This is a genomic window from Duganella sp. (assembly GCF_039595735.1).
Classification (GTDB): domain Bacteria; phylum Pseudomonadota; class Gammaproteobacteria; order Burkholderiales; family Burkholderiaceae_D; genus Rugamonas.
In genome coordinates this window covers 51,896-67,097 of record NZ_JBCNLB010000011.1, presented here as the reverse complement: position 1 = coordinate 67,097, position 15,202 = coordinate 51,896, and the positions used below count along the sequence as shown (strand labels likewise).

Below are 15,202 nucleotides of genomic sequence, written 5' to 3'. Positions count from 1 at the left end.
AGGTAACCGCTCAACCCGCTCATACCAGCACCTCCAGCGGTAACGGATGGCTGAGAAAGGCGGTAGGGCTGGCCGTCATGCCGTAGGCCCCGGACTGAAACACCACCACGAAGTCGCCGGGCTCAACGCGGGCCAGCTCCATACTGTCGGCCAGCATATCGAGCGGCGTGCACAGCGGCCCCACCACGGTTGCCACCTCACGCGGGCCAGCCTGCATGCGGTTGCCGATCGCCACCGGGTAATTCTTGCGGATCACCTGGCCAAAATTGCCGGAGGCCGCAAGATGATGGTGCATGCCGCCATCCGTAATCACGAACACCTGCCCATGCGACAGCTTGCGCTCCAGCACCCGGCAGACGTAGACGCCGGCCTCGGCCACCAGATAGCGCCCCAGCTCCAGCACCAGCCGCGTTTGCGGCGACTCGGCGGCCAGCGCGCGCGTCACGTCCTGCAAGCCATCGCCCACCGCCGCCAGATCCAGTGCCCGCTCGCCGGGGAAATACGGCACGCCAAAACCGCCGCCGATATTCAGCAGGCGCAGCGGGCCCGGCGCGTAGCCGGCCAGCCGCAGTGCCAGTTGCACACACAGCCGCTGGGCCTCGCAAATCGCCTTGGCGAACAGGTTTTGCGCGCCGCAGAACAGGTGGAAACCATGAAAATCCAGCCCCAGGGCGCCGATCTTGCGCAACATGGCCGGGACACGTTCGGCATCTACCCCAAACTGCCGCGCGCCGCCGGCCATCTTCATGCCGGCGTATTTGAGCTCGAATTCAGGATTGACACGGACCGCTACGCGCGGCGTCAGCCCCAGCAGCTCACCCGTACGGGCCGCGCGCTCCATCTCATCCTCAGACTCCAAATGCAGCAGCACGCCTGCGGCGATCGCACTGCGCAACTCGGCGTTGCTCTTGCCCGGTCCGGCAAAGCTGATGCGTGACGGTGGCATGCCGGCATCCAGCGCTATTTTGAGCTCGCCGCTGGAAGCCACGTCAAAGCCATCCACCAGCAGACCCATCATGTGAACCAGCGCCGGCATGGGATTGGCCTTGATGGCGTAATGCAAATGCAGCGACGGCGGCAAGCTGCCGCGCAACAAAGCCACGCGCGACTGGATGTGCTCGCGCTCGTAGGCGTAAAACGGTGTGCGGCCGACCCGCTCGGCCAGCCTCGGCAGTGTGATGCCGCCCAACTGCAGGCAGTCGTCCAGCACCGGGAACTGGCGCTGCTCAGCGTGCGCGGGCGTCATGCGCCTGACTCCAATGCTTGCGCCAGCAACTTGCGATCGATCTTGCCGTTGGGGTTGCGCGGCAGCGGCTGCTCGCGCAGTTCGATGCGGGCGGGCACCATGTAAGTTGGCAAGGCATGCTTGCAGGCCACCAGCAGCGCATCGCCATCCACGCTCACGCCCACGGCGACCAGCGCGATCGCCTGGCCCAGCGTGGGGTGTGGGTAGCCCAAGGCGGCCGCCTCACGTACCAGCCCGGTGGCGTAGACAATCTCCTCCACCTCCGCCGGGCTGACGCGGTAACCCGAAGTCTTGATCATATCGTCGTGGCGGCCGATGAAATACAGATAGCCTTCTTCATCGGCCCGCACCGTGTCGCCGGACCAGACCGCCAGTTCGGGCAGCGGCAGACCGCTGGCACGCGCTGGCAAAGGACGGAAACGTTCGGCGGTTCTCGCTACGTCATTCCAGTAACCCATGGACACCAGCGCGCCACGGTGCACCAGTTCGCCTGGCTCGTTGGGCGCACACGGCGAACCGTCCTGGCGCAGCACCAGAATTTCCGCATTGGGTATTGCTTTGCCGATGGAATCCGGCCGCACGTCCAGCTGTTCCGGCGCCAGATAGGTGGAACGGAAGGCCTCGGTCAGACCGTACATCAGGTACATCTGCACGTGCGGCAAGGCACGGCGCAAGGCTTTGATGGTGTGTTGCGGCATCACGCCGCCGGAATTGGTGATGTAGCGCAAACGGCGCGCGTGGTTCCAGCTGAGTTCCGCCAGCTGTATCCATAACGGCGGCACGCCGGCCAGCCCGGTGATGCGGTCGCGGTCAATGGCATCCAGCACGTCGCGCAATAGCAAGTGGTTGAGCAGCACCGCGCAGGCGCCGACAGCAAAGGCCGTGGTCAGCTGGCTCAGGCCGTAATCAAAGCTGAGCGGCAGCACGCACAGGATGCGGTCTTCAGACGTGTTCTGCAGATAACTGGAAACGCTGAGCGCGCCGGCCACCAGATTGCGGTGCGACAGAATCACACCCTTCGGCTTGCCGGTGCTGCCCGAGGTGTACAGGATGGCTGCCATGTCGACGTCGATACAGCTGTGCCCCAGGCGCGGCGGTGCAGCCGCCATGCTCTCGCGCCATGAATGCAACTGCACGCCTGCCAGCGGCCCCAGACCTTCCATCGCGCCGATGACAATCACCGTGCGCAGGTCAGGACAGGCCGCCAGCACGCCTGTCAATTGGTTCAGGCGCTCGCGCGACGTGACCAGGATGCGCACGTTGCAGTCGGCCAGGATGTACGCCACCTGCTCCGGCTTCAACACCGGATTGACCGGCACAAACACGCCGCCGGCAGCAGTCGCGCCAAACATTGCCACCACGGCCTCCTCGCGCTTTTCCAGAAACACCGCCAGCCGTTCGCCGCGCGCCAGGCCGTGATCCAGCCAGGCATTGGCCGCCTGCTGCACCATCTGCGCCAATGCGCCGTAATTCAGGCCAACGCCCTGGTAGCAAAGCGCCTGCCGTTCCGGCACGTTGCGCGCCGAAGCAAAGATCAATTCGTGGATTAGCTGCGCCATGACGGTAGGCCTTCACAGTGGACGGGTCTTCCATCATCGGGAGAATCCGCGCGGCCGTTCTTGATACCGATCAAATAGCGCGTGCGCTTGTGCTGGCGCAAACCAGGCGATTAGAGGCCATAGTCTAATCGGAATCCCGCCCTCCAAGGACAGAAGCCATGACGAACGGCCTGCGTCTCACCCTCGCACAACTGGGTTGGTTCAATACCGCCTTGTACGTGCTGGCGCGCCTGCTGGCGCGGGCCAGCGGCGGCCGCTGGACACTGTTGCGCTACCTGTTCGTCGCTCAATATGTCAGCGACACGCCACTGGCGCCATTGCGCGGCGCCGATATCGAAATCCGCAGCGCCAGCGCGGGCGATCCACTGCCGCGCGACTATCCCCGTCCGGCCAGTGTGGTGCGGGCGCGCTATGCGCAAGGTGCGCAAACGCTGGCGGCATGGCGCAATGGCCGCCTTGCCGGCTTTATGTGGCTGATCGCCGGCGCTTATCAGGAAGACGAAGTGCGCGCGCGCTACTGCCTGCCATCGGCGCGCACCAGCTGGGATTTTGATGTCTGGGTGCGGCCCGAGGAACGACTGGGCTGGGTCTTCCGGCGGCTGTGGGAAGCGGCGCGCCAGCATCTGCGCCGGCGTGGCGTGCGCTGGACCTGCAGCCGCATCTCCGCTTTCAACGCCGCGTCGCTGCGGGCGCACGCTCAGATCGGCACGGTGCGGCTGGGACACGCGGTGTTCCTGCGCTGCGGCACATGGCAATGGATGATCGCCAGCCTGCGGCCGTACGTTCACTTGTCACGCCATCCCGCATCCTTTCCTCATCTGATGTTCGACCTTCCCTCACAGGAGCCGCCATGCCCCCATTCCAACAAGTCTGCCAGATACTGAGAACCACGCTGGGCCTGGGCTACCAGCCGCTGACCGAAGACACGCCGCTGCTGGGCGCCATGCCGGAGCTGGACTCAATGGCGGTCGCCAACCTGATTGTGGCGCTGGAGCAGTACTACGGCTTCGAAGTGCGCGACGATGAAATCAGCGCCCGCCACTTCGCCACCGTCGGCTCGCTGTCAGCCTTCGTCGCCGGCAAACTGGAATGACCGTGGATGCCGTCTCGTTGAGCGCCCTGCCATTCTTCCTCAGCGCTGACGAGGGCGAGCGCTTTTGCCTGTATCACGAACCGGAACCAGGCGTCGCCGCGCGCGGCGCCATTCTCTACGTCCACCCGTTTGCGGAAGAACTGAACAAGAGCCGGCGCATGGTGGCGCTGCAGGCACGCGCCTACGCGCAAGCCGGCTTTGGCGTGCTGCAGATCGATTTATACGGTTGTGGCGACAGCAGCGGCGACTTGTCCAAGGCGCGCTGGGAGATCTGGCTGAACGATCTTGCGCGGGCATGGCAATGGCTGGCCGACCGTAAACTGGGCGCGCGCTACGTTTGGGGACTGCGGCTGGGCGCCTTGCTGGCGCTGGACTTTGCATCGCGCGCGCGGCCCGAGGCGCTAATCTTATGGCAGCCGGCCATGAGCGGCCGCGCGCACATGACGCAGTTCAGCAGGCTGCAAAGCGCAGCCAGGCTGTTTTCCAGTGCGCCCGCTGTCGAACAGGCGTCGGAAGTCGCTGGCTACCTGATGGCTCCCGCACTGTCTGCCGCCATCAGCCGCCTGGACGCCGCCGCGCTGACACCACGTTGCCCGGTGCAATGGATGGAGTTAAGCGCGCCGCCCGCGCAAGATGCCGCCAGCGCTTACGCGGCCGCCGCAGGCAACGGTGGCGCGGTGCTGCAGCCCGCATCGGCGCTCCTGATCGATCGCTGGCGCGACGATGGCGCCACCGTGCGCGCCTATCCCGTGCACGGCGAACCTTTCTGGAGCAGCAGCGAGATCGGCATCGTGCCCGCGCTGCTGGCTGCCACCTCCAGCGCCATGGAGTGCGCATAATGTCGCATGAACGCGTACTGCGCTTCCTCTGCCAGGGCTGCTGGCTGATCGGCATCCTGCACGTGCCGGATGAACCCTTGACGCGCGGCGTACTGATCGTCACCGGCGGACCGCAGTACCGGGTCGGCAGCCATCGGCAGTTCGTCCTGCTGGCGCGCCACCTGGCCGCGCACCACGTGCCGGTCATGCGGTTTGATTACCGCGGCATGGGCGACAGCGAAGGCGAGATGCGCGACTTCGAATCGATACAAGATGATCTGGAAGCGGCAATCAGCGAGTTTTTCTGCACCATGCCAGCCATGAAGGAAGTGGTGTTGTGGGGCCTGTGCGACGGCGCCACCGCTGCAGCCTTCCACGCATGGAGCGATCCGCGCATCACCGGTCTGGTGCTGGCCAATCCCTGGGTGCGAACGACGCAGGGGCAGGCGCGCGTCACGCTGCGCCATTACTATCTCCAGCGTGTGCGTGATGCTGAGTTCTGGCGCAAGCTGGCGCGTGGCGGTTTCGGCTTACGGCGTGCGCTCGATTCGTTCCGGCAGATCGCACAGGCCGCGCGAGAGCCTACGGCGCAAGTTGAACCGCTCCCCGAGCGACTGCATCTGGCGCTGGAACGTTTTCAAGGCCAGGTGCTCATCATCCTGAGCGGCGCCGACCTTGGTGCGCGCGAGTTCATGGCGCTGTCCCGGCAGCACGCCCACTGGCGCAAGCTGCTGGCGCGTACGCGCGTGCGTCAGACCATCATCCCCCACGCCAATCACACCTTCGCACGCCAGGTCTGGCGCGACGAGGTGGCGGACATTTGCACCCAATGGATACAGGCATGGTAAGGCGCGTGCTCATGATCGCTTATCACTATCCGCCAATGCGCGGCGGCAGCGGCATACACCGCACGCTGTCATTTACCCAGTATCTGCCGCAATCGGGCTGGGAGCCACTGGTACTGACGGTCAGCCCCCATGCCTATCCGGACTACGACATTGCCACGGGTGCGCCGGCGCATCGCAGCTTTGCGCTCGACAGCGCGCGCCATCTGGCGTTATGCGGACGATATCCGGGGCTGCTGTCGCAGCCGGATCGCTGGATATCCTGGTGGTTCAGCGCCGTGCCCGCCGGCCTGCGCCTGATACGCCGGTATCGCCCAACCGCCATCTGGTCCAGCTACCCGATCGCCACCGCCCATCTGATCGGTTTAACGCTGCACCGCCTGAGCGGCCTGCCGTGGATCGTCGATCAGCGCGACCCGATGATTGATCAGGACTATCCACCCGACCCGACCCGCTATCGCATTCACCGCTGGATCGAGCAGCAAGCCCTGCGGCGTGGCGCCGCGATAGTCTGCACCACGCCGGGCGCGGTGCGAGACTTGAATCAACGCTTGCGCAGCGAGCACACGGCGCGCATCGAGCTGATAGAGAATGGTTACGACGAAGCCAGCTTCATCGCTGCGGAGATTTATCCGTCGCCCGCGCGGCCGCCCAAGCCTTTCCGCCTGCTGCACAGCGGCGTTATTTACCCTTCCGAGCGCGATCCGCGCGCGCTGTTCGGGGCACTGGCGCGTTTGCGGGCGTCCGGCGCCATTCACGCCGCCAGTTTCAGGCTGGTGCTGCGCGCCAGCGGCCATGACGACTATTTGCGCGGCCTGACGCGCGGCCTGGAAGACATCGTCGAATTGGCGCCGCCACTGCCTTACCACGAGGGATTGGCCGAAATGCTGGACGCGGACGGCCTGCTGCTTCTGCAGGCGGCCAATTGCAATCACCAGATTCCCGCCAAGCTGTATGAGTACCTGCGCGCCCGCCGTCCGCTGCTGGCGCTCACGCACCCGGACGGCGACACCGCCGGCGCATTGCGCCGTGCCGGCATCGATACCATCGGCCGCCTCGACGTCGCGGAAGACATTGTGGCAGCGCTCACGCGCTTCCTGTACCTGTGCCGCGAGCGGCGCGCTCCGCTCGCCCCATCCACCTTCATCAGCCAGTGCTCGCGGGCGGCGCGCACGCGCGAACTGGCCGCCCTGCTGGACCGCATCCACCGCAAGGAACAACCATGAAATTACTCACATTGCTGCTGTTCTGCGTCGGCGCACAGGCCGCTGACGACTGCCCGGCCTACGTCAAGCACGATCCCGGTGGCGACTACACCAATGCCGATGACCGCCAGGGCTTGGCCGTGGTCGAGAACTTCCATTTCACGCCCAACGTGGAGCGGCTGGCGCGCGGTGCCACCGGCGCCATCGGTGCCGACATCAGCTACACGCTGGAACACTTCCCCAATCACCACCGCGCGCTGGCGGCGATGTCACGCCTGGCCCTGCGCGAGCGTAACCGCAAGCCGCATGGCGCCCGCTACACCATCGAATGCTTTTTCGACCGCGCCTTGGGCTACCGTCCGGACGACGCCCGCGTACATGCGCTGTACGGCAGCTATCTGCTGGCGCTGGGCCAGACCGACAGCGCGTTGGAGCAACTGGAGCATGCCGCCCGGTTGGAGCCGGACAATCCGACCGCGCACTACAATCTGGGCCTGCTGTACGTGAAAAAGAAGGATTACGACAAGGCCCGCGCAAGTGCCCGGAAAGCCTACAGCATGGGGTTTCCGTTGCCTGGTCTGAAAAACAAACTGAGTGCAGCAGGCGAATGGCGCGACTGACTATTTCAGGCCATGGTGGCTCATCAGGTCATACAGCGTCGGACGGCTGATGCCCATCAGCTCCGCTGCCTTGACGATATTCCCATCCGCCCGCGCCAGCGCCTGTACCATGACGCGATACTCGGCGGCGTCACGTACCTGGCGCAAATTCAAATTCTCTTCAGCGCCGTCGGGCAGCCCCAGATCGGCGGGCAGGATCTGCGGACCGTCCGCCATGATGACGGCGCGGCGTATGCAGTTTTCCATCTCGCGCACATTGCCCGGCCAGGCGTAGGCTTCTATCGCCGCCATCGCCTCGGTACTGAATGCCAGCACCGGGCGAGACTCGCCGGCACAGAACTTGTTGCGGAAGTGATGCGCCAGCAAAGCGCGGTCGCCGGCACGCTCGCGTAGCGGCGGAATGGTCAGCACGATCTCGCTGAGCCGGTAGTACAAGTCTTCGCGGAACGCGCCTTCCGCAGCCAGTGCCTTCAGATTGCGGTGCGTTGCGCACACCACCCGCACGTCGATGCAGATTTCAGTACGCCCGCCCACGCGCTCTATCACGCGCTCCTGCAGGAAGCGCAGCAGCTTGGCCTGCAGCGGCATCGCCATGTCTCCGATCTCGTCCAGAAACAAGGTGCCGCCGTGCGCCAGTTCCAGCTTGCCCTGCGTCTGGCGTTGGGCGCCGGTGAATGCGCCTTTTTCATAGCCGAATAACTCGCTTTCCAGCAGATTCTCCGGAATCGCCGCGCAATTGATGGCAACAAAGCGCTTGCCGCTGCGTCCACTCAGCTGATGCAGTCCGCGCGCGATCAATTCCTTGCCGCTGCCTGAGTCGCCCAGCAACATGACGGTGGCGGAGGATGGCGCCACTCTCTCCACGTTGCGGCATAGTTTCAGCATGACCGGATCGCGGCTGATCATGCCGGCCAGCGGCGAATCCGACTGAATCTGCAGCATGCGGCGGTTCTCCTGCTGCATGGCGTGCAGGTAGAAGGCGCGCGCGATCACCAATGCCAGCGTATCGGCATCCAGCGGCTTCTGATGAAAATCGTATGCGCCCATGGCGATGGCCTTCAAGGCGTACGCGCGCTCCTGATTGCCGGACAGGATAATCACCTTGGTGTCTGGCGCCGCCGCCAGGATGTGCGACAACAGCGCGAGGCCTTCGCTGGCGCCGTCCGGGTCCGGCGGCAGTCCCAGATCCATCGTTACCACCGCCGGCTGGTGTCGCCGCAGCTGCGACAGCGCGCTTTCACGATCATCGGCTGCGACGACATCGTAGGCGTCGAGACTCCAGCGCAGTTGTTTCTGCAACCCGGCGTCATCCTCGACCACCAGCAGTTTATGCTTGCCCATGTTCAGACTCCTTATGCAACGGCAGCGTGAGGCGGAAAATCGTACCTTGCGACGGCGCGCTGCTCACCTGCAGCTGGCCGCCGATCTCGCGCAGGTACTCGCGGCTTTCGAATACCCCTATGCCCATGCCGGCAGGCTTGGTGGACACGAACGGCTGGAACAGACGCTCACGCATGAATTGTTCGCTCATGCCATGTCCAGTGTCGCGAATTTCGATCACCGCGCAGTCCTCGTCCGTGCCAAGCCGCACCAGCACCTGACCTGCACGCGGCGTGGCTTCCACTGCGTTTTGCACCAGATGGCCGATGACCCGTTCCAGGCGCTGGCCGTCTGCCAGCACGGTCACGCCAACGGCCTCCAGTTCCAGCACTGGCCGGGGTTCGCTGCCGGCGTGAACCTGCAGCGCGCGCGCCAGCAGTTGATCCAATTGCAGCCGCGCGACCGAATCGGGCGCCTGATCGCGGCCCAGTTTCAGCAGCATGTGCTTCATCTTGCCCAGCGAGTGCGACAGCGTGTCCAGCATATCCTGCTGAAAGGCCGGATTGGACTTGTGCTTTTCCGCGTTCACCAGCAGCAGCGAAAGCTGCGAGACCAGGTTTTTCAAGTCATGCACGACAAAGGTCGACATGCGGTTGAATGACTCGAACTGCCGCGCCACCGCCAGTCCATCGGCCGAGGCGCGATGGGCGATGACGCTGGCTGCCTGGCTGCCGGCGATTTTCAGCACATCGCGCACCTCCCAGTTCATTGACAAGGCGGTGCGCGGCGGTGCCAGCACGATGAAGCCGAACAGGCTCCGTTCCAGCATCAGCGGCACCACCAGCCACAGGTCCGAAGCCCATGCCGGCCGCTCGGGCCAGTGCGGCAGCTCGATCACCCAGCTGCGGGTGGCAAGCAATTGGCACAAGGCGCCGTCCGAGCGCTCTTCCACCGCTGGCAGCGGCATATTCCAGCGGCCGACAGGCTGGTAGACATCCTCCCGGCGCAGCCAGAGCATGCCGGCCGGGCTTTCCACCAGTGCCGCCACGGCCTGGATGGCGCGCTCGGACAAGCCGTCGCCATCGTCCGACAGGGCGCGCGTAAAGCGCTGCCACTCTTCGCGATAGTCGTAGCGCCCCTTGTAGAAATGCTTGCTGATGAAAAGCTTGAGACGCGCGCGCATCGCTCCAGAGAACAGCAGCGCCGCGAGGATCATCACCGCGCCGAACAAACAGGCCATCTGCATGACGCCGCCCCAGGCGCCGCCGACCGAACGCAGATACCAGGCGCTGGCCGCCATCGTCAGCAGATACAGCGCCGACCCAAGCAAGGCGGCCGAATGGAACATCATCTGGCGCGAGAACTGCACGGACGCCGTCCACGACGGACCGCGCGCCATGGCCAAGGCCAGCAAAGGCGCACTCAATGCGTTGACCACGCCTCGCGCCGCCCAGATATCCGCCGACAGCCGGCGGAACAGCATGGCATCGCTGTACAGGTAAAAGTCGTAGGTGAACAAGGCGCCGATGCCAAGGCAGGCGAACTTGACGCCCCAGCGTGCATTCTGCGGCGTGCTGCGATAAAGATGCTCGACCAGCAGCATGCCCAGCACCGACAGCGCCATCGGCAGCGCGGCGCGCAGTTGCGGCGGCAAGGCAGGCAGCAGCGGCAGTGCCGGCGCAAATACCAGCAGCGCAATCGCCGGTGAAAACCTGCGGCTGCCGGCCAGGGCCAACAACACGCTCAGCCAGCCCAGGCTGCGCAGGGCCTCGGGCAGCTCCAGCAAGGCGACCGCGGACCAGGTCGACCCAGTCACGCCGGCCCGCACGGCCGCCAGCGCGCAGATGGCCCACAACGCCGTCAGCAACGCCGCCAGCGCCATTGCCAAGGCATGCGGCCGCGCGCGCCAGCCGGGGCGCAGCAGCCACGCTGCCAGCGCCGCAAAGGCCAGCGCCGCCGTGCCATGGCTGAACGCCGCCACCGCTGGCGCATCATCCCATTGCATCAGCGCCCGCCTTTGCCGAACAACACCACCTGCACGGTATCGACCAATATCAGCAGATCGAGGAACAGGCTGTTGTTCTTTACGTAGTACAAATCGTACTGCAGCTTTTGCAGCGCGTCTTCCACCGAGGCGCCATAGCGGTAGCGCACCTGCGCCAAGCCAGTAATGCCCGGCTTGAGACCGTGCCGTACGTTGTAATAGGCGATTTTCCCGCACAGCTGCTCGACAAAATAAGCCCGCTCCGGCCGCGGCCCGACGAAACTCATCTCGCCCCTGAACACATTCAGCATCTGCGGCAGTTCGTCGATGCGCAGCTTGCGTATCCAGTGGCCGACCGACGTCACGCGCGGATCATCCTGCGACGCCCATTGCGGCATGCCGTCGCGCTCCGCGTCCTGCCGCATGCTGCGGAACTTCAGCACCTTGAACAGCCGGTTGTCGCGCCCCACCCGCTCCTGCCGGTAAAACACTGGACCGCCGTCTTCGATCTTGATGGCGGCGGCAGTGGCCAGCATCACCGGCATCGCCAGCACGCCGATGGCGGCGCTGGCCAGCAGATCGAACACCCGCTTGACCGTGGCCCGCAGCAGGCTTTGATCGAAGCCGCCGCCGAAAATCAGATAGCTGGGTTGCAGCGAATCGACGCGGATCTGGCATGCCTCGCGCTCGAAGAAGGTGGCGGCATCGATCACCGGCACGCCGCCCAGCGCGCATTCCAGCAGCTGACGCACCGGGAAGGCGCCGTTGCGGCGGTCGCCGACCGTCACCACGATTTCATCGGCCGCATAGCGACGCGCCAATGCCAGCAAGGGCAAGTCGGCCGGCAACAGCATGGCCGGCGGCACCGCGCGCAGCTCGCCCGGCACCGGCACAAAACCCACCACCCGGAACGGATGAAAACCCACGCTGCCGTTGGCCAGATCCAGGCACTCGCGCGCAATGGTGCCGTCGCCAACGATAATCAGCCGCTGTTCCAGCATGCTCGATTGCGCCGAGGTGAATACCACCAGTCGCGCCAGCAGCACCGCGCCGCCGCCCAGCCAGAACACCATGCCGCCCAGCCGCCCCAGCTGCATGGCCGGCACCAGCCCCGCCAGCAGATGCATCAGGCAAAAGCCCAGGATAAAGGATGGCGTGATACGCAGCAGTGTACTTTTGATATCTTCGCGCGACTGGTCATGCTGGTACATGCCCAGCGTGCCCATGCTGAACACCATCACCAGCGCAAACGCCAGCGCCGGCCAATACAGCTGCCCGGTGTCGGACAGCCACAGGGGCGCGCTGGCCACGGCCGCCGCCAGCAGGATGGACAACTCCAGCACCAGCAGCATGAAGGCTATCCTGGACACATAATGATGAAAGATCCTGATCACGATTAGCTCCCCGAACGGAGCTTTCATCATGGGGAACTGCGGATCAAACCGTTTTGAGCGCCCACAACCGAGCTGCAATCCCCGCCATCAAAAGGGCTATTTGTGACGAGACTATGACAAATGGTCTATAGTCATGCTTCTTTCGTGCCTTCCACTAACGTAATCATGAAATTTGATGTTGCCATTGTCGGCAGCGGCCTGGCCGGCCTTTCGGTCGCCCTGCACCTCGCCGAAACGCGTACCGTAGCGATCATTTCCAAGCGCGCCCTCAAGGACGGCGCCAGCAACTGGGCTCAGGGCGGCATTGCCGCCGTGCTGGATTCCGGCGACAGCCACACCCAGCACATCGACGACACCCTGATCGCCGGCGGCGGCCTGTGTGACGAAGGGGCCACCCGCTACATCGTGGAGCATGGCCGTGAAGCGATTGAATGGCTGATCGAACAAGGCGTCCCGTTCACCCGCGACGAATCGGCGGAACTGGGTTTCCATCTGACGCGCGAAGGCGGCCATAGCCAGCGCCGCATCATCCACGCCGCCGACGCCACCGGCAGTGCGGTGCAGACCACGCTGGAAGAAAAAGTCCGCGCCCACCCGAACATCACCCTGTTCGAGCACCACTGCGCGGTCGACCTGATCACCTCCGACAAGCTGCACCCTGTCAAAAAAGGCAATGCCCAGCCGAAGTGCTACGGCTTGTATGTACAAGATGAGCAAACCGGCCAGGTGCACACCTTCGCCGCCGAATACACCATCATGTGTACCGGTGGGGCTGGCAAGGTGTACCTGTACACCACCAATCCGGACACCGCCAGCGGCGACGGCATCGCCATGGCCTGGCGCGCTGGCTGCCGCGTGTCGAACATGGAGTTCATCCAGTTCCACCCGACCTGCCTGTACCACCCGTACGCCAAGTCGTTCCTGATTACCGAGGCAATCCGCGGCGAAGGCGGCTTGCTCAAGCTGCCGCCGGAGGCCGGTGCCGCTGCCGGCCAGCGCTTCATGCTGGCCCACGACGAACGCGCCGAACTGGCGCCGCGCGACGTGGTGGCGCGCGCCATCGACTTTGAAATCAAGAAGCGCGGCCTGGATTACGTCCATCTGGACATCAGCCACAAGCCGGCCGCATTCCTGATCGAGCACTTCCCGACCATCTATGCGCGCTGCATGGAGCTGGGCATCGACATCACCAAGGAGCCGATTCCGATCGTGCCGGCCGCGCACTACACCTGCGGCGGCATCGTCACCGACCTGCATGGCCGCACCGACCTGCCCGGTCTGTACGCCGTCGGCGAAACCGCCTGCACCGGCCTGCATGGCGCCAACCGCCTGGCCAGCAACTCGCTGCTGGAATGCGTGGTGATCGGCCGCGCCTGCGCGCTGGACATCACCAGCCGCGAAAAAGGCGAAGTGCCGTATCTGCCTGACTGGGACGAAAGCCGTGTCACCGACGCCGACGAGGAAGTGGTCATCGCCCACAACTGGGATGAGCTGCGCCGCTTCATGTGGAACTACGTCGGCATCGTGCGCACCACCAAGCGCCTGGAACGCGCCCAGCACCGCATTGCGCTGCTCAAGGAAGAAATCGACGAGTACTACCAGAACTTCCGCGTCACGCACGACCTGCTGGAACTGCGCAATCTGGTCGAAGTGGCCAGCCTGATCGTCAACAGCGCCCTGCTGCGCCGTGAAAGCCGCGGCCTGCACTTCAGCCGCGATTATCCGGAGACGCTGGCCAAGGCCCTGCCCACCATCCTGACGCCGCCGCGCCGCAAATAATGATCTCGGTCCGCCACGCCACCCCAGCCGACATTCCCGCCATGGAAGCGCTGATCGCGCGTTCCGGCATTGAATTGAGCGATGGTTTTTACACCAGCGAACAGGCGCAGGCCGTCACGCGCCACGTGTTCGGCGTGGATACGCAGCTGGTGGCGGACCAGACCTACTTTGTGATCGAAAAGGACGGCAAGCTGGCGGCCTGCGGCGGCTGGAGCAAGCGCAGCACCCTGTTCGGCGCCGACCGCACCAAGCAAGGCGCCGATCCGCTGCTCGATCCGGCGCACGAGCCGGCCCGCATCCGCGCCTTCTTTGTCGATCCTTCGGCGGCGCGTCAAGGCTTGGGGCGCCTGCTGCTGCAGCACTGCAGCGTCGCCGCGCTGGCCGGCGGCTTCCATACGCTGGAACTGGCCGCGACCATGCCCGGCGTGCCGCTCTACACCGCCTGCGGCTTTGAGATGGTCGAACGCATGGAGCTGGACCTGCCGGGCGACGTCAAGGTGCCGCTGGCAAAAATGCGCAAACGGATCAAGGCGGAATGACGCCGTAACGGCGCGCCAGTTTTTGCAGCTCGCCACGCGCCTTCATCTCGGCCAGCAGGCGATCCATCTGCCGCGGCACCTCCGCAAACCGCGGCGTGAGCGGATAGGCGAAATAAGCATCCTGCACATCGATCAGCGGCGCCAGCGCCATCACCTTGTCCGTCATGCCCAGCGTCGTCACCACCGGATCGGTATCGCGCCGGTTGGTGGCAAACATCTCCACGTGGCCGGCCGCCAGCATTTTCAAGCCGCTTTCCACCGAGTTGGTCACGCTGATGGTCAGCTGCGGCGCCGCCTTGGTGAAGGCTGCGCCATAATTCCAGCCGTTCAGGGTGGCGATGCGGCGTCCGCGCAGCATGCCGTAGTCCCCCTCCCACAACGGCAGGCTGTCGGCGCGCACGTAAAACGCCACCTGATCCTGAAAGAACGCTTGTTCGCTGAAGCGCATGGTACGCAGGCGGTCGGCTGACTTATACGGACCGACCAGCACATCGGCCTTGCCGCCATTGATCAATTCCTGCGCGCGGCGCCACGGATAGATCTCCAGCCGCAGCTGATAGCCGTAGCGCTGCGCAAACAGACACAGGAGGTCCACGCCCATGCCGGCAAACTCGCCGTTGGGCCGGCGCTCGTAGATGCTTTCGAAACGGGTGCCGGCCACCACCAGTTCGCGCCCCACAGGCGGACGCGCCCATGAAAAATGCGGCAAGGCGCCAAGCGCAATGCCGCACAGGCCGATCAACAGATGTCGCCGGCAATCAGAACAGTGCAATGAGGCCTTGTCGGTCAAGTATCCTCCT

Annotated in this window: 14 protein-coding genes; 8 read left to right on the top strand and 6 right to left on the bottom strand. The window is 64.7% G+C overall.

All coding sequences use genetic code 11. The features are described from left to right. Nucleotides 1-19: 19 nt before the first annotated feature. The gene (locus tag ABDW57_RS18425) at nucleotides 20-1,246 is read right to left on the bottom strand and encodes a pyridoxal-dependent decarboxylase, exosortase A system-associated (protein WP_343731629.1); all 1,227 of its coding nucleotides are present in this window, start codon (nucleotides 1,244-1,246) and stop codon (nucleotides 20-22) included. Then, complete coding sequence (locus ABDW57_RS18420; RefSeq protein ID WP_343731628.1) at nucleotides 1,243-2,805, bottom strand: acyl-CoA ligase (AMP-forming), exosortase A system-associated; 1,563 nt, start codon at nucleotides 2,803-2,805, stop codon at nucleotides 1,243-1,245. Before ABDW57_RS18420 ends, ABDW57_RS18425 begins: the two co-directional genes overlap by 4 nt. 158 nt (nucleotides 2,806-2,963) lie before the next feature. Between ABDW57_RS18420 and ABDW57_RS18415 the strand changes: the two genes are divergently transcribed. The 6 genes from ABDW57_RS18415 to ABDW57_RS18390 are packed head-to-tail and all read left to right on the top strand — an operon-like array spanning nucleotide 2,964 to nucleotide 7,386. Next, entirely contained in the window at nucleotides 2,964-3,689 is a 726-nt protein-coding gene (locus ABDW57_RS18415; protein ID WP_343731627.1) for a hypothetical protein, read from the top strand. Further along, the gene (locus ABDW57_RS18410) at nucleotides 3,656-3,898 is read left to right on the top strand and encodes an acyl carrier protein (RefSeq protein ID WP_343731626.1); all 243 of its coding nucleotides are present in this window, start codon (nucleotides 3,656-3,658) and stop codon (nucleotides 3,896-3,898) included. The genes ABDW57_RS18415 and ABDW57_RS18410 overlap by 34 nt, the downstream gene beginning before the upstream one ends. Then, the gene (locus tag ABDW57_RS18405) at nucleotides 3,895-4,737 is read left to right on the top strand and encodes a hydrolase 2, exosortase A system-associated (protein ID WP_343731625.1); all 843 of its coding nucleotides are present in this window, start codon (nucleotides 3,895-3,897) and stop codon (nucleotides 4,735-4,737) included. Before ABDW57_RS18410 ends, ABDW57_RS18405 begins: the two co-directional genes overlap by 4 nt. After that, nucleotides 4,737-5,564, top strand: coding sequence for a hydrolase 1, exosortase A system-associated (locus ABDW57_RS18400; RefSeq protein WP_343731624.1), 828 nt, complete (start codon nucleotides 4,737-4,739; stop codon nucleotides 5,562-5,564). The genes ABDW57_RS18405 and ABDW57_RS18400 overlap by 1 nt, the downstream gene beginning before the upstream one ends. 11 nt (nucleotides 5,565-5,575) lie before the next feature. After that, on the top strand, nucleotides 5,576-6,787 hold the full coding sequence (locus ABDW57_RS18395; protein ID WP_343731623.1) for a glycosyltransferase: 1,212 nt from the start codon (nucleotides 5,576-5,578) through the stop codon (nucleotides 6,785-6,787). Then, a complete protein-coding gene (locus ABDW57_RS18390; RefSeq protein WP_343731622.1) occupies nucleotides 6,784-7,386 on the top strand; it encodes a tetratricopeptide repeat protein in 603 nt (200 codons plus the stop codon). The genes ABDW57_RS18395 and ABDW57_RS18390 overlap by 4 nt, the downstream gene beginning before the upstream one ends. Here ABDW57_RS18390 and prsR read toward each other — a convergent pair whose 3' ends face one another. Genes prsR through ABDW57_RS18375 form a run of 3 tightly spaced genes read right to left on the bottom strand, consistent with a single transcriptional unit; the run spans nucleotide 7,387 to nucleotide 12,084 of the window. Next, the gene (gene prsR, locus ABDW57_RS18385) at nucleotides 7,387-8,727 is read right to left on the bottom strand and encodes a PEP-CTERM-box response regulator transcription factor (RefSeq protein WP_343731621.1); all 1,341 of its coding nucleotides are present in this window, start codon (nucleotides 8,725-8,727) and stop codon (nucleotides 7,387-7,389) included. Then, on the bottom strand, nucleotides 8,714-10,711 hold the full coding sequence (gene prsK / locus ABDW57_RS18380) for an XrtA/PEP-CTERM system histidine kinase PrsK (protein ID WP_343731620.1): 1,998 nt from the start codon (nucleotides 10,709-10,711) through the stop codon (nucleotides 8,714-8,716). Before prsK ends, prsR begins: the two co-directional genes overlap by 14 nt. Beyond that, nucleotides 10,711-12,084 (bottom strand): TIGR03013 family XrtA/PEP-CTERM system glycosyltransferase, encoded by a 1,374-nt coding sequence (locus tag ABDW57_RS18375; RefSeq protein ID WP_343731619.1) that lies wholly within the window; start codon nucleotides 12,082-12,084, stop codon nucleotides 10,711-10,713. The genes prsK and ABDW57_RS18375 overlap by 1 nt, the downstream gene beginning before the upstream one ends. 165 nt (nucleotides 12,085-12,249) lie before the next feature. Between ABDW57_RS18375 and nadB the strand changes: the two genes are divergently transcribed. Then, complete coding sequence (gene nadB, locus ABDW57_RS18370) at nucleotides 12,250-13,863, top strand: L-aspartate oxidase (protein ID WP_343731618.1); 1,614 nt, start codon at nucleotides 12,250-12,252, stop codon at nucleotides 13,861-13,863. Further along, nucleotides 13,863-14,402, top strand: a complete 540-nt coding sequence (locus ABDW57_RS18365) for a GNAT family N-acetyltransferase (RefSeq protein ID WP_343731617.1) — start codon at nucleotides 13,863-13,865, stop codon at nucleotides 14,400-14,402. Before nadB ends, ABDW57_RS18365 begins: the two co-directional genes overlap by 1 nt. Here the strand turns inward: ABDW57_RS18365 and ABDW57_RS18360 are convergent. Then, nucleotides 14,389-15,144 (bottom strand): transporter substrate-binding domain-containing protein, encoded by a 756-nt coding sequence (locus ABDW57_RS18360; protein WP_343731616.1) that lies wholly within the window; start codon nucleotides 15,142-15,144, stop codon nucleotides 14,389-14,391. The genes ABDW57_RS18365 and ABDW57_RS18360 overlap by 14 nt on opposite strands. Nucleotides 15,145-15,202: the final 58 nt, after the last annotated feature.